This is a genomic window from Agromyces sp. CF514 (genome assembly GCF_900113185.1).
GTDB lineage: Bacteria > Actinomycetota > Actinomycetes > Actinomycetales > Microbacteriaceae > Agromyces.
On sequence record NZ_FOZD01000001.1, the window covers coordinates 351,855 to 365,436 of the forward strand.

Below are 13,582 nucleotides of genomic sequence, written 5' to 3' on the forward strand. Positions count from 1 at the left end.
TTTCACCGACATGAAGGCCCTCTTCAAGCCTGCCCCCGGCGCCGGATTCGAATTCGTCGAACGGCCCGAACCGATCATCGGCCCCGCCGACGTCAAGATCCGGGTGCTGCGCACCGGCATCTGCGGCACCGACCTGCACATCGAGGCATGGGACGACTGGGCTGCTTCGAACATCACCACGCCGCTCGTGCCCGGGCACGAGTTCTCGGGCGAGGTCGTCGAGGTCGGGCCGCTCGTCCACGACATCGCCGTGGGCGACCTGGTCTCGGGCGAGGGGCACGTCGTGTGCGGCATGTGCCGCAACTGCCGTGCCGGACGCCGCCAGATGTGCATCCGCACGCTCGGCGTCGGACTGCACCGCGACGGCGCGTTCGCCGAGTACGTCGTGATCCCGGGTGCCAACGTCTGGGTGCACCACGCGCCCGTCGAGCCCGAGGTCGCCGCCATCTTCGACCCCTTCGGCAACGCCGTGCACACCGCCCTGGCGTTCTCGGTCGTCGGCGAAGACGTGCTCGTCACGGGCTGCGGCCCCATCGGCCTCATGTCGATCGCGGTCGCCCGTCACGTGGGCGCCCGGTTCATCGTGGCGACGGATGTCTCGCCCGCACGTCTCGAGCTCGCCCGCTCCATGGGCGCCGACGATGTCGTCGACGTCTCGAACGAGCGCGTGCGCGCGGCGCAGCAGCGGCTCGGCATGCGCGAGGGGTTCGACGTCGGATTCGAGATGTCCGGCTCGCCGCGTGCGCTGCCCGAGATGATCGAGAACATGAACCACGGCGGCCGCATCGCGATGCTCGGCCTGCCCAGCGAGCCCTACGCGATCGACTGGGGCAAGGTGGTCACCCACATGCTGACCGTCAAGGGCATCTACGGCCGCGAGATGTTCGAGACCTGGAACTCGATGTCGGCGATGCTGCAGACGAGCCCCGTGCTGGGCGAGCGGGTCGCGTCGATCATCTCGGAGCGGTACCCCGCCCACGAGTGGCGGAAGGCGTTCGACTCGGCCAGGTCGGCCGGGGTCGGCAAGGTCATCCTCGACTGGACACAGGTCTGAGAAACGGAGGTCCGCGCATGTACGGATCGGTGAAGTCGCAACTGCAGGCGGAGCTCGACGAGATCGAGCAGGCCGGCCTGACCAAGCGCGAGCGGGGCATCCTCGGCCCGCAGTCGTCGGAGGTGTCGGTCGCCGGGCAGGAGGTGCTGAACTTCTGCGCCAACAACTACCTCGGCCTCGCCAACGACCCCCGCATCGTCGCGGCCGCGCACCGCGGACTCGACGAATGGGGCTACGGCATGGCCAGCGTGCGCTTCATCTGCGGCACGCAGGAGCAGCACCTCGAGCTCGAACGGCGCGTGTCCGAGTTCCTCGGCTACGACGACACGATCCTGTTCTCGTCGTGCTTCGACGCGAACGGCGGCGTGTTCGAGACCCTCTTCGGCCCCGACGACGCCATCATCTCCGACGAGCTGAACCACGCGTCGATCATCGACGGCATCCGCCTCTCGAAGGCGCGCCGGTACCGGTACCGGAACCGCGACCTGGCCGACCTCGAGGTGCGCCTGGCCGAGGCATCCGATGCCCGTCGCCGGGTCATCGTCACCGACGGCGTCTTCTCGATGGACGGCTACATCCCGCCGCTCGCCGAGATCTGCGACCTCGCCGACCGCTACGACGCGCTCGTGTTCGTCGACGACTCGCACGCCGTCGGGTTCGTGGGCGAGCACGGCCGCGGAACGCCAGAGCTGTGCGGCGTCGAAGGGCGCGTCGACATCACGACCGGCACCTTCGGCAAGGCGCTCGGCGGTGCATCCGGCGGCTACGTCGCGGCCAGGCAGGAGATCGTCGACCTGCTGCGCCAGCGCGCGCGCCCGTACCTCTTCTCGAACACGCTCGCGCCCGCGATCGTCGCCGGCACGCTCGAGGCGCTGTCGCTGCTGGAGTCCTCGGGCGAGCTGCGGTCGCGCCTGAACGCGAACGCCGCGCTGTTCCGCGAGCTGATGACGGATGCCGCGTTCGACCTGCTGCCCGGCGAGCACGCCATCGTGCCGGTCATGTTCGGCGACGCCGTGATCACCTCGCGGGTCGCCGACGAACTCCAGAAGCGGGGCGTCTACGTGACGGCCTTCTCGTTCCCGGTGGTGCCGCGCGGGGCGGCGCGCATCCGCGTGCAGCTCTCGGCCGCACACTCCGAAGACGAGATCCGCCGGTGCGTCGAGGCCTTCATCGAGGCGCGGGCCGCGGTCTGAGTGGTCGTCGACCGCCGGTCGAGTAGGCGCGCCAGCGCCGTATCGAGGCCAGCGCCACCGCACGACTCATGCTGGTCTCGATACGCTCCTCCGTCGCTACTCGACCGGCGGAAGGGCGTCAGCGCCCGCGCTCGCCGGCCCGCATCACGAGCGAGGCGGGTGCCAGCCGACTGAGTCCGACGAGCAGGCGGTAGCGCAGCGACGGCACCGAGACGCCCTTGCCGCGCGCCGCATCGCGCAGGCCCTCGGCGACCACCGTGCGTGCGTCGAGCCACATCCAGGCGGGCACTCCCTCCTTGCCGGGAGCCAGGCCCATGCGCTCGTGGAAGTTCGTGTGGGTGAAGCCGGGGCAGACGGCCGTCGTCGTGACCCCCTTCGCGCCGTACCTCGCGTTCGACCAGCGGCTGAAGCTGATGAGCCACCCCTTGCAGGCGCCGTACGTGCCCCGGGGGATGAAGCCCGCGACCGAGGCCACGTTCACGATGCGTCCGCGTCCGCGCGGCAGCATGTGCGCGAGCGCCGCGTGGCTCAGCCGCATGGGCACCTCGACGTGCAGGGCCAGGTGCTTCACCTCGTCGTCGAGGTCGTTAGAGGCGAAGTCGAGCGGCAGCCCGAAGCCGGCGTTGTTCACGAGCAGCTCGATGGGGCGCCCCGGGTCGGAGATGCGCGCGACCACCTTCGCGAGGTGGCGGCGCTTCAACAGGTCGGCCGGAAGCACCTCGACGCCCACTCCGTACTTCGAGCGGATCCGGGCCGCGACCTCGTCGAGCGCCTCGCGGTCGCGGGCGACGAGCACGAGGTCGGCGCCGGTCATGGCGATCTGGCGGGCGAACTCGGCTCCGAGGCCCGAGCTCGCACCCGTGATGAGTGCGGTCTTCGGCATGGCGCCCAGCCTAGAGGCCGGTTGCATCTCGAATCGATTCGAGGTGGATGACCTATGATCGGGCGTATCGGCGAGCCCGCCGACCAGCCAACCGAGGATGCCCGAGCATGTCCGAGTCCGCCCGACCGACCCTGTCCGACGTCGCGGCGCGCGCCGGCGTCTCGGCCTCGACGGCCTCGCTCGCCTTCAGCGGATCCGGACCCGTCTCCGACGCGACGAAGCAGCGCGTGCTCGCCGCGGCCGCCGAACTCGGCTACGCCGGCCCCGATCCTCGTGCCCGCTCGCTGCGCCGCGGACGCTCGGGCATCGTGGGCGTCGTGCTCGAGCAGCGCGTTCGCACGGCGTTCCTCGACCCGGTGAAGATCCAGATGCTCGACGGCATCACCGAGGGCATCGCGCCGCTCGGCGCCGGACTGCTGCTGCTCACCGACGTGGGCGCCGTCGACCTGCCGCTCGTCGACACTACCGGCGGAGTCCCCGCGACCCCGGCCCTGAGCGTCGAGAACGCCCCGGTCGACGCCGTCGTGCTCATCGGCTGCAGCCCCCGGCTCAGCCAGACCGTCGCGGCCCTGCGCCGCCGCGGCATCCCGACGGTCGCCATCGAGGGCGCCGCGGGCTCCGACATCCCCGAGATCTCGATCGACAACCGCGATGCGACCCGTCGAGGAGCCCAGCACCTGCGCGACCTCGGGCACACGGATGCCGCGATCGTCACGCTCCCGCTCGACCCCGCCCGCACCCGCGGCCCCCTGACCCAGGCGCTCGAGGCCGGCAGCACGTCGGACACCGCGAGCGAGCGCCTGCGCGGCGCGCGCGAGGTGTTCCCGCACGCGACCGGACGCGCGGCCGCCGCGAGCTCGATCGAGGAGGGCCTCGAGGCCGGCCGAGTGCTGCTCGCCGACCCGGCGAACCGCCCGACCGCGATCATCGCGCAGAGCGACCTGCTCGCCGCCGGCGTGCTGCAGGCCGCCGAGGAGCTCGGCGTCGCCGTGCCCGCCGAGGTCAGCGTGCTCGGGTTCGACGGCATCCGCGTCGACGGGCTGCAGCACGACCTCACGACGCTCGTGCAGCCGTCGGTCGCGAAGGGGCGTGCGGCCGGCGAGGCCGTCGTGCGCATGCTCGCCGACGACGACGGCGAGCCCCCCGCATCGCGCTGCTTCACGAGCGTGCTGCACGTGGGCGAGACCACGGCTCCGCCGCGCGCCGGCTGATCGGCTGCCGCGTACACCGCGACATCAGGCAACCGGCGCCGATTCAGGCGCCGATCCGCGAGCACTGCCTGAGCTGCCGCCGACCGCCTGAAACCGCGCCGCCGGGTGACCGTCACGCCGTGCTCAGGAGGTGACGCCGGTCACCATCCACGCCGCGCCGCGAGCGCGCAGCGACAGCGTCACCGTGCGGGCGGCGAGGTAGCCGATGGCGAACGCCGCCGTGAGCAGCGCGAGCGAGGTCGCACTCGGCAGGCCCGCGGCATCCGCCCACCAGATCGTGCCGAGCGCGAGCGGCACGAACGCGGCGAGGTTCACGAGGCCGGTCCAGGCGAGGTAGCGTGCGTCGCCCGCGCCGATCAGCACGCCGTCGAGCACGAACACGAGCCCGCCGAGCGGAGCCGAGAGCCCGAGCACGACGAGCGAGGGCGGCAGCAGCGCCGCGACCTCGGCCGATGACGTGAACACGGCGGGCAGCACCCACGCGGTCGCGACGACGAGCGCGCCGAGCACGACGCCCGAGATGACGCCCCACTGCACGCAGCGGCGCAGCACCGCCCGCACCTGCGCGACGTCGCCCTCGCCGAGCCCCTTGCCGATGAGCGCCTGCGCGGCGATCGCGAGCGCGTCGAGCGCGAACCCGAGCGTGAAGTAGATCGTGATGGCCACCTGATAGGCCGCGAGTTCGTCGGGTCCGAGCGAGGTCGCCGCCCACGTCGCGAGCAGCAGCGCCGCTCGCAGGCTCAGCGTGCGCAGGAACAGCCAGCCGCCCGAGGCAGCACCCCGCAGCACGCCTGCGTGGTGCGGCCACGGGCTCGCACCCACGCGCATGGTGTGCCGCGCGATCACGACGACGTAGACGAGCACCATGCCCCATTGGGCGATGACCGTGCCCACCGCCGAACCTGCGATGCCGAGCCCCAGGCCGTAGATGAAGACGAAGTTCAGGGCGATGTTCGCCGTGAACCCGATGCCCGCGACCCACAGCGGGGTGGTCGTGTCCTGCAGGCCGCGCAGCAGGCCGGTGGCCGCGAACACGAGCAGCATCGCGGGCAGGCCGAGCATCGAGATCGAGAGGTACGCGGATGCCGCGGCCGACACCTCTGCCGAGGCGCCGAACACGCCGACGAGCCACGGGGTCGCGAACCATCCGAGCACCGCGAGCACGGCGCCGAGCCCGGCCGCGAGCCACAGGCCGTCGACGCCCGCCGACACCGCCGCCCGCTCGTCGCCCGCGCCGAGGCGCCGCGCGACCATCGGCGTCGTCGCGTACGCGAGGAACACCATGAGCCCGATGATCGTCTGCAGCACCGCGCTCGCGATGCCGAGGCCCGCGAGCGGCGTCGCACCGAGGTGTCCGACCATCGCCGTGTCGGCGAGCAGGAACAGCGGCTCGGCGATGAGCGCGCCGAGCGCAGGCACGGCCAGTCGCAGGATGTCGCGGTCGACCGTGCTCGTCGGTCCGCTCATCGGATGTCGACGATCTCCTTGCCCAGCGGCGCGAGCGAGACCGGGATCAGCTTGAAGTCGGCGATGCCGAGCGGGATGCCGATGATCGTGATGCAGAGCAGCACTCCCGAGACCAGGTGGGCGAGGGCGAGCCACCACCCGGCCAGGAGGAACCAGATCACGTTGCCGATGAACGACCACGCACCGCTCGTGGGCTTCGAGACGACCGTGCGGCCGAACGGCCAGAGCGCGTACAGGCCGATGCGGAACGACGCGATGCCCCACGGGATCGTCACGATGAGCACGCACATGACGACGCCGGCCAGCAGGTAGCCCACGAACAGCCAGAAGCCCGAGAGCACGAGCCAGATGATGTTGAGCACGGTCGACATGAGCCGATTCAATCAGGTCCGGGCGGCGAGGGCGCCCCCGACGAGGGCTGCGCGGCACCCGCTCACGTCGGTGGCTTCTGGCCGTCGTCGGTCGCCTGCTCGAACGCGCGTTCCCACTCCTGCAGCTCGGCGCGCTTGCCGACGAGTCCGTCGAGCGAGACCTGGAAGTGCAGCCCGCGGCGCGCGTTGACCTGCCTGATGTTCTGCACGAGGTCGTCCGAGACCGCCGTTACCGCGTTGCGCACCTCGCGGACGCGCTCGTCGGGGTCGTCCCAGAGCTGCGGGTGGGTGAGGATGTCGAGCAGGTAGTCGCGGTCGAGGGCTCCGGTGAGCCTGCGGAGCGTGGCGTCGAGCTCGATCGCCGCGAGCCCCCGTTGGTCGGCACCGCTGCGCTGGTCGAGTCGGGCGAAGAGCTCCTCGACGTTGACCGCGATCGCGGCGATCTCCGTCGACGTCTGCGCGGCGACCTGGTTGCCCGCCGCCCCGACCTGCCCGTAGGCGGTCGAGAGCGACCGCAGCGTCGCGACGTGCTGCCGGATCGGGTCGGGCAGCCGGCCGTCACGTGCACCGATCGCGCCGCGGCGCCGACGGGCGCGGATCACGCCGAACGCGGTCGCCGCACCGGCGGCGAGCACCGCGGCCGTGATCGCGAGCCCGAGCACGAGGCCGCCGGCACCGCCGCCTCCGTCCGATCCGGATGCCGCGGGCTCGGCGGCCTGCACCTCTTGAACCGTTGTGGTGAGAGCTGCCTCGACGCTGTCCGAGTTCTCCTCGGCGACGTTGGCGATTCGCAGCGCCTCATCGACTGGCAATGCGAGCGATGCCGCTGAGAGGTTTCCGTCGATCGACACGATGATCGTGTCGTACCCGGTCTTCGGAACGAGTTCGCGAGCGATCTCGACTCCAGTAGCTCCGCCGTCGTCGGCAAACGGCGACAGCACCGCCACTCCGATCGAGTCGCTCCCGATCAGACTGGTGAGTTGCGCCTGCAGTGCCTGTGAGTCGACGTCGGTCGCGTCGGGCGCGACGTACACCGTCGAGGTCGACAGCGCTTGCACGGCGTCGTCGATGTACCCGTCGGCGGCGACGATCAGCGGCGCTGCGGCGACGGCGGCTGGAGCGGTGGCGTGAGGCATCCGTCGCCCTAGAAGTTGTTGATGACCGAGGCGAACACGAGGTCGATCTTGGCCGGGTCGGAGGCGTCGAACCACTGCCCGCCGGTCGCCTCGGCGATGCGCTGGAGCGCACCGGTGTCGGCGCCCTCGCCGTACGCGATCGGGAAGATGCGCACCGGGGCGTCGTCGCCGCCCTCGCCGCTCGCCTTGCCGATCTTCGCGATGAGCGAGTCGATCGAGATCGACGAATCGGTGTCCTGGCCGTCGGAGAGCACGACGATCGCGTTGATGCGGCCGGGCTCGGCGCGCGCGCTCATCTCGTCGTACGCGGCCGCGACCGCGTCGTAGAGCGGCGTGCCCTGCCGGTTCGCGTAGCGGAGGTCGGCGATCGACGAGCTCAGCGTCTCGCCGTCGGAACCGAGCGGTGCGACGCCGCGGAGCTCGAGGAGGTTCTTGCCGGCCGCGGACTCGACGTCGGTCGTGAACGCCCACACACCGATCTCGTCGGTCGGGCGGAAGTGGCCGAGGGTGGCCTGGGCGCCCTCGATCGCACCGTCGAGGCGGGACCTGCCGTCGCCGATCGGCTCGTCCATCGAACCCGAGATGTCGATGACCTCGAGCACCGAAGAGGGCTTGCGGATCTGCGCCCACTGGTCGAGTGCCGCCGAGACGACGTCGACGGCGGGGCGGGGCAGCGTGATCGCGGGGCCCGCCGGGTCGACGCCGAACCGCTCGGTGAACAGGTTGCCGAGCGGCACCGAGTCGTCGAGCGGGCGGAAGCCGTACTGGGGCAGGATCTGCTGAGCCGGCTCGGTGGCGAGGAAGTCGATGAACGCCGCGCCCGCGGTCGCCTGTGCCGGGGTCACCCAGTCGGCGCCGAGTATCGTCACCGGGTTGTCCGACCAGATCGAGCCGCCAGACGGGTACACCGCGACGAGCTTCTCCTTGGGCGGGGTGAGCGTCTCGCCGGGTTCGACGGTGTGCGAGTCGGGGTTGCCCTGGTTGTAGTTCAGCAGCGACGTCTCCTCGAGCGCGACCGCCGAGACGTAGCCGGAGCCGCCCGAGCCGTTCTGCGTCTCGTCGTAGAGGGTCGTGAGCACCTTGCCGGTCGTGTCGCCGTAGTGGATCACGCACTCCTCGAACACGCGCGAGAACTCCTCGGCAGCTGCGACGTCGTCGGCCGTGAGATCGGCCGTCTTGCCGGATGCCTCGTACGACTGCATCAGGATCGCCGAGAGCCCGGTGGTCGACGTGTTCGGGTTCGTCTTCGAGATCTTGAACGAGCCCCAGATCGGCTTGCCCACGCTGCCCCAGCCCGCGGGGTCGGCGCACAGCTGCTCGAAGTCGCCGATGCCGATCTCGGCGTCGGGCCAACCGAGCGCCTTCGCCATCGTCTCTGGCACCCCGAACACGACGGGCGTGTGCGTGAACGACACCGGCTCGCCCACCAGCGAGGGGGATGCCGCGGCGGCCACGCGCTCGGTCCACACCGTGGATGCCGGCGACCACAGGGTCGGCCAGCGGCGCGGGTCCTCATCGGGCCAGTCGCCGCCCGCCGTGAGGAAGCGCGTGGCATCACCCGAGGACACGTTCACGGGCCGCACGGTCGCGCACTCGTCGAGCGCCGCGTGCTCGGGCGACTCCTTGAACGCCTTGGCCAGCGCGTCGAGCATGTTGACCTTCTCGGACGAGGTCGCGACGACGACGCTCGTGCAGCCGTCGTCGACGAAGTCGCCGCCCTCGACGGTGCCCTGGTCGACGCCGTCGCCCCCGAACGTGCACGCGCTGAGGGCGATCGCCGCCACCGTCATGACCGACACCGCGAGCGACGCGCGCACGCCTCGCCTCGAGGTCGTCGGGAACGGTGGGCGGGCGGCCGTGCGCCGCGGAACGGGTGCCATGGGAACAGGGTACGTCCCGCGGGCCCTCGCTTCACCCGCCGATGTCGGAGCAGCGCACGTCGGCACCGCGACGCCCGGTCCTGCATGGGCGGACGCTGCGAGTGCGCCATGAGTCGGGCCACCCGCATCCGCTCGTCGGAGCGTCCGCATAGGGTGGAACGCATGACCGACGTCTCGCTCACCTCCGGCATCGTGCACGACGAACTCGACGATGCGGTGCGTCCGCAGGACGACCTGTTCCGCCATGTCAACGGGCGCTGGATCGAGCGCACCGAGATCCCCGCAGACAAGGCGCGGTACGGCTCGTTCATCGTGCTGCACGAAGAGGCCGAGCGGGCCGTGCGCGACATCATCCAGGAGTCGCAGGGCGCCGAGGCCGGCACCGAGGCTCGCAAGGTCGGCGACCTCTACGCGAGCTTCCTCAACGAGGAGCGCGCCAACCTGCTGGGCGTCACCCCGATCGCTGGGCAGCTCGGCGAGGTGTCCCTCATCGGCGACGTCCCGTCGTTCCTCGAGACCCTCGGCCGTCTCGAGCGCCAGGGCGTGTCGGGCCTCGTGCAGCTCTTCGTCGACAACGACCCCGGCGACCCCGAGCGCTACCTCGTGTTCGCCGAGCAGGGCGGCATCGGCCTGCCCGACGAGAGCTACTTCCGCGAGGAGCGCTTCGAGCCGATCCGCGAGGCCTACCTCGCACTGCTCGAGCGCATGTTCGGGCTCGCGCACCTCGACGACGCGGCCGATCGGGCGCGCCGCGTGTTCGACCTCGAGACCGAGATCGCCGCCGCGCACTGGAACAACGTCGAGACGCGCGACAGCCACAAGACCTACAACCTGTACAGCTGGTCGGATGCCGCGGCCGCCGCCGCGGGCACCTCGACCGAGTTCGACCTCGCCGTGTGGCGCGACGCGATGGGCGTGCCCGAGGGTGCGTTCGACGAGATCGTGCTGCGCGAGCCGTCGTTCGTCGAGGCGCTCGGAACGCTGGTCACCGCCGACCGCCTGCCCGCCCTGAAGGACTGGCTGGCGTGGCAGGTCATCCGCGCGAACGCCGCGTACCTGTCCGACGACTTCGTCGAGGCCAACTTCGACTTCTACGGCCGCACGTTGAGCGGCACCCCGCAGATCCGCGAGCGGTGGAAGCGCGGCGTCTCGCTCGTCGAGGGCGCGATGGGCGAGGCCGTCGGCCGCATCTACGTCGAGCGGCACTTCCCGCCCGCGGCGAAGACCGCGATGGACGAGCTCGTCGCGAACCTGATCGAGGCCTACCGGCAGTCGATCACCTCGCTCGAGTGGATGGGCGCCGAGACGCGCGAGCGCGCACTCGACAAGCTCGACAAGTTCACGCCGAAGATCGGGTTCCCGGTCAAGTGGCGCGACTACTCGACGCTCGAGGTCGTGCCGGACGACCTCGTCGCCAACGTGCGCGCGACGGCCGAGTACACGTTCCTCCGCGAGATCGGCAAGCTCGGCAAGCCGATCGACCGCGACGAGTGGTTCATGACCCCGCAGACGATCAACGCCTACTACAACCCCGGATTCAACGAGATCGTGTTCCCCGCGGCGATCCTGCAGTTCCCGTTCTTCGACGAGGGGCGCGATGCCGCGGCGAACTACGGTGCGATCGGCGCCGTCATCGGCCACGAGATCGGGCACGGCTTCGACGACCAGGGCTCGAAGTACGACGGCGACGGCCGCCTGCTCGACTGGTGGACCGAGGCCGACCGGGCGGCGTTCGAGGAGCGCACGAAGGCGCTCATCGCGCAGTACGACGCGCTCGTGCCCGCGCAGCTCGCGGGCGGCGAGGGCGCCGACGAGCACCACGTGAACGGCGCGCTCACGATCGGCGAGAACATCGGCGACCTCGGCGGTCTCGCGATCGCCTGGAAGGCCTACGTCATCTCGCTGGGCGGTGCCGAGCCGCCGGTGATCGAGGGCCTCACCGGCGTGCAGCGCTTCTTCCTGTCATGGGCGCAGGCCTGGCAGCAGAAGGGCCGCGACGCCGAGGTGATCCGCCTGCTCGCGATCGACCCGCACTCGCCGAACGAGTTCCGCTGCAACCAGATCGTGCGCAACATCGACGAGTTCTACACTGGGTTCGGAGTGACTTCCGATGACACGCTCTGGCTCGACCCGGCCGAGCGCGTGACCATCTGGTAGGCGAACCGCCCCACCGGTTCATCCAGCCCCCGTCCGACGCTTCCGCGCGTGCGGCCCGCAGTGGCCTCACCTGCTGAGCAGCCCAGAAAGACCGTGCAAGTACCGTGGTGACGCCGTCGCAGGGATCCGAGCGACGAGCGCGCCATTCCAACGTGCACAAGGGCAAGCACCGGGGCGTCGAGCCGGCCGAGAGCTTCGCGCGCGGGTTCCACGCGCTCAGCGACCTCGCACTCGCCGGCGTGCAGGTCACGGCCCGCGCGACCGACCTGGCCACGGGCAAGGAGCTGTTCTCGGTCGACGACCACGTGGTCATGCCGACCGCGTCGATCGGCAAGGTGCTGCTGCTCGTCGAGGTCGCCTCGCGACTGACGGGCACGAGTGCCGACGCGTTCACGGTGCTCGACCGTGCGCCGCGCGACGCCGTGGGCGACTCGGGCATCTGGCAGCACCTGCAGTCGCCGTCGCTGCCCCTCGCCGACCTCGCGGCCATGATCGGCGCGACGAGCGACAACCTCGCGACGAACGTGCTCCTCCGTCACGTCGGGCTCGAGGCCGTGCGCGCGCGTACCGAGGCGCTGGGCCTGACCCGCACCGCGCTGCTGGACCTCGTGCGCGACCACCGCGGTCCCGACGACGCCCCGCAGCTCTCGATCGGCTCGGCGAAGGAACTGACCTGGCTCTTCGCCTCGCTCGCGCGGGGCGAGATCGTGAGCCCAGAGGTCTCGCAGCGCGTCATCGGGTGGCTGTCGCTGAACTCCGACCTGTCGATGGTCGCGAGCGCGTTCGGCCTCGACCCGCTCGCGCACCGCAAGCCCGACCACGGCGTGCTGCTCGTGAACAAGACCGGCACCGACGGCGGCGTGCGCAGCGAGGTCGGCGTGCTGCGCGGCCCTCGCGCGAGCGTCTCGTACGCGGTGTCGACTTACTTCGCCGACACCGGGCTCTCGTCACGACTGGCGGTGCTCGACGGCATGCGCGCCGTCGGCATGGACCTGCTCGAGTACGTGCACTGACCCCGATCGACCGGTCACCCGGTCGGCGGAGGCTCGACTCGCGGTGCCGCCAGGAGCGCGATGCCCTCGACCACGGCGGCGGCCGCCTCGGGCGCCTTCAGGATCCTGAAGTGCCCGGCGGCCTGCACCTGCACGTTCGTCGCCCCCTCGAGCACGCTGCCCTCCGGCACGTGCGGGTCGAACAGCCCGAACACCGACACGATGCGCGCATTGACCGAGGCCGTCCCGCCGAGGAGCACGATCGTCTCGTCCTCGGGGATGAGGTCGCGCATGGTGCGGTTCACGAACATCCGGGCGTAGCGCGAGCCGGCGAACGGCGTGCAGATCGTCACGGCGCCGAGCACGCCGACGTCGGGCGGGGCGCCGGCGGCCTCCGCTCGTTCCTGGTCCATGAGCACGTGCTTCGCGACCAGCCCGCCCTTGCTGTGGGCCACGAACACGCGGCCCGCCGGGGGCGCGGGCTCTGCAGCCAGGGCGGCGACGGCACGAGCGGCCGTCGTTGCGATGGGCAACCGGTTCATGCTGAGTCCGCGGACGACGCGCACGCGGTGCCCCGCTCGGTTCAGGGCGTTGCCGAGCGGGCGCATGAAGGTCCAGTGCTCGTAGACGCCGGGCAGCAGCACCACCTGGGGCAGGCCGTCGTCGCCGTGGCGCCACGAGCGGGCGCGGCGGCTGCCGCCGAGGAGCGCGAGCTGCCGCGAGCCCGCGTAGAGCTCGTCGAGCAGGGTCCACTTCACCAGGGTGAAGACCGACGGACGCCTGCTCGAGCCCGACATCAGTCGATGGCTCCGGATGCCGCGAGCCGCCGCAGCACGTCGGCTCCCGCGGGCGGACACCTGCCGATGTCGGCGGTGGTCACCCAGTGCAGGGCGCCGACCTCGGCGGATGCGGCGGGCGCGGCATCCGTCACCGCCTCGAACACGCGCATGCGCACGAGGCGCCCGTCGGGCTCGCCGTGCGCCTGGGTGACGACCTCGAACAGCTCGACGAGCGCGTCGGGATCGAGCGCGAGGGCGACCTCCTCGTGCGCCTCGCGGGCGGCGGCCTGCGCGGCCGTCTCTCCGGCGTCGATCTTGCCGCCGGGCATGTAGTACACGTCGCGGCCGCGCGCCGTGACCATGAGCACGCGGCGGTCGCGCACGAGCGCGATCGCGGAGACGAGGAGGTCAGGCAGCGGCATCCGTTCAAGCCTAGGTCTCCCGGCGGTTCGCGGGCCG

12 protein-coding genes are annotated in these 13,582 nt (G+C 71.3%); 5 read left to right on the forward strand and 7 right to left on the reverse strand.

What is annotated here, in order from left to right; genetic code table 11:
• Window positions 1–10 precede the first annotated feature (10 nt).
• Window positions 11–1,054, forward strand: coding sequence for an L-threonine 3-dehydrogenase (gene tdh, locus BM342_RS01595; protein ID WP_092963785.1), 1,044 nt, complete (start codon window positions 11–13; stop codon window positions 1,052–1,054).
• A 17-nt stretch (window positions 1,055–1,071) separates the two neighbouring features.
• On the forward strand, window positions 1,072–2,247 hold the full coding sequence (locus BM342_RS01600) for a glycine C-acetyltransferase (RefSeq protein WP_092963786.1): 1,176 nt from the start codon (window positions 1,072–1,074) through the stop codon (window positions 2,245–2,247).
• 118 nt (window positions 2,248–2,365) lie between these two features.
• On the opposite strand, the gene BM342_RS01605 is transcribed toward BM342_RS01600, so the two are convergent.
• On the reverse strand, window positions 2,366–3,130 hold the full coding sequence (locus BM342_RS01605; protein WP_092963787.1) for an SDR family NAD(P)-dependent oxidoreductase: 765 nt from the start codon (window positions 3,128–3,130) through the stop codon (window positions 2,366–2,368).
• 107 nt (window positions 3,131–3,237) lie between these two features.
• Here BM342_RS01605 and BM342_RS01610 point away from each other — a divergent pair, with 107 nt between their 5' ends.
• Window positions 3,238–4,341, forward strand: a complete 1,104-nt coding sequence (locus BM342_RS01610) for a LacI family DNA-binding transcriptional regulator (RefSeq protein ID WP_177232011.1) — start codon at window positions 3,238–3,240, stop codon at window positions 4,339–4,341.
• Window positions 4,342–4,464: 123 nt separating this feature from the next.
• On the opposite strand, the gene BM342_RS01615 is transcribed toward BM342_RS01610, so the two are convergent.
• The 4 genes from BM342_RS01615 to BM342_RS01630 all read right to left on the reverse strand — a co-directional run bounded on the left by BM342_RS01615 (window position 4,465) and on the right by BM342_RS01630 (window position 9,195).
• Window positions 4,465–5,808, reverse strand: coding sequence for an MATE family efflux transporter (locus tag BM342_RS01615; protein WP_092963789.1), 1,344 nt, complete (start codon window positions 5,806–5,808; stop codon window positions 4,465–4,467).
• Window positions 5,805–6,179 carry a YccF domain-containing protein gene (locus tag BM342_RS01620; RefSeq protein WP_092963790.1) on the reverse strand — a complete coding sequence of 125 codons (375 nt, stop codon included), beginning with the start codon at window positions 6,177–6,179 and terminating at the stop codon, window positions 5,805–5,807. The genes BM342_RS01615 and BM342_RS01620 overlap by 4 nt, the downstream gene beginning before the upstream one ends.
• Window positions 6,180–6,241: 62 nt before the next feature.
• Window positions 6,242–7,315 (reverse strand): hypothetical protein, encoded by a 1,074-nt coding sequence (locus BM342_RS01625; RefSeq protein ID WP_092963791.1) that lies wholly within the window; start codon window positions 7,313–7,315, stop codon window positions 6,242–6,244.
• An 8-nt stretch (window positions 7,316–7,323) separates the two neighbouring features.
• Entirely contained in the window at window positions 7,324–9,195 is a 1,872-nt protein-coding gene (locus BM342_RS01630; RefSeq protein WP_255368452.1) for a substrate-binding and vWA domain-containing protein, read from the reverse strand.
• Window positions 9,196–9,357: 162 nt separating this feature from the next.
• Here BM342_RS01630 and BM342_RS01635 point away from each other — a divergent pair, with 162 nt between their 5' ends.
• Window positions 9,358–11,352: a M13 family metallopeptidase gene (locus BM342_RS01635; protein ID WP_092963792.1), complete on the forward strand. Its 1,995-nt coding sequence runs from the start codon at window positions 9,358–9,360 to the stop codon at window positions 11,350–11,352.
• 152 nt (window positions 11,353–11,504) lie between these two features.
• On the forward strand, window positions 11,505–12,365 hold the full coding sequence (locus BM342_RS01640) for a serine hydrolase (RefSeq protein WP_255368453.1): 861 nt from the start codon (window positions 11,505–11,507) through the stop codon (window positions 12,363–12,365).
• 14 nt (window positions 12,366–12,379) lie between these two features.
• On the opposite strand, the gene BM342_RS01645 is transcribed toward BM342_RS01640, so the two are convergent.
• Together BM342_RS01645 and BM342_RS01650 are read right to left on the reverse strand one after the other, a co-directional pair.
• Entirely contained in the window at window positions 12,380–13,141 is a 762-nt protein-coding gene (locus tag BM342_RS01645) for a lipase family protein (protein WP_092963794.1), read from the reverse strand.
• Window positions 13,141–13,545: an NUDIX hydrolase gene (locus BM342_RS01650; protein WP_092963795.1), complete on the reverse strand. Its 405-nt coding sequence runs from the start codon at window positions 13,543–13,545 to the stop codon at window positions 13,141–13,143. The genes BM342_RS01645 and BM342_RS01650 overlap by 1 nt, the downstream gene beginning before the upstream one ends.
• Window positions 13,546–13,582: the final 37 nt, after the last annotated feature.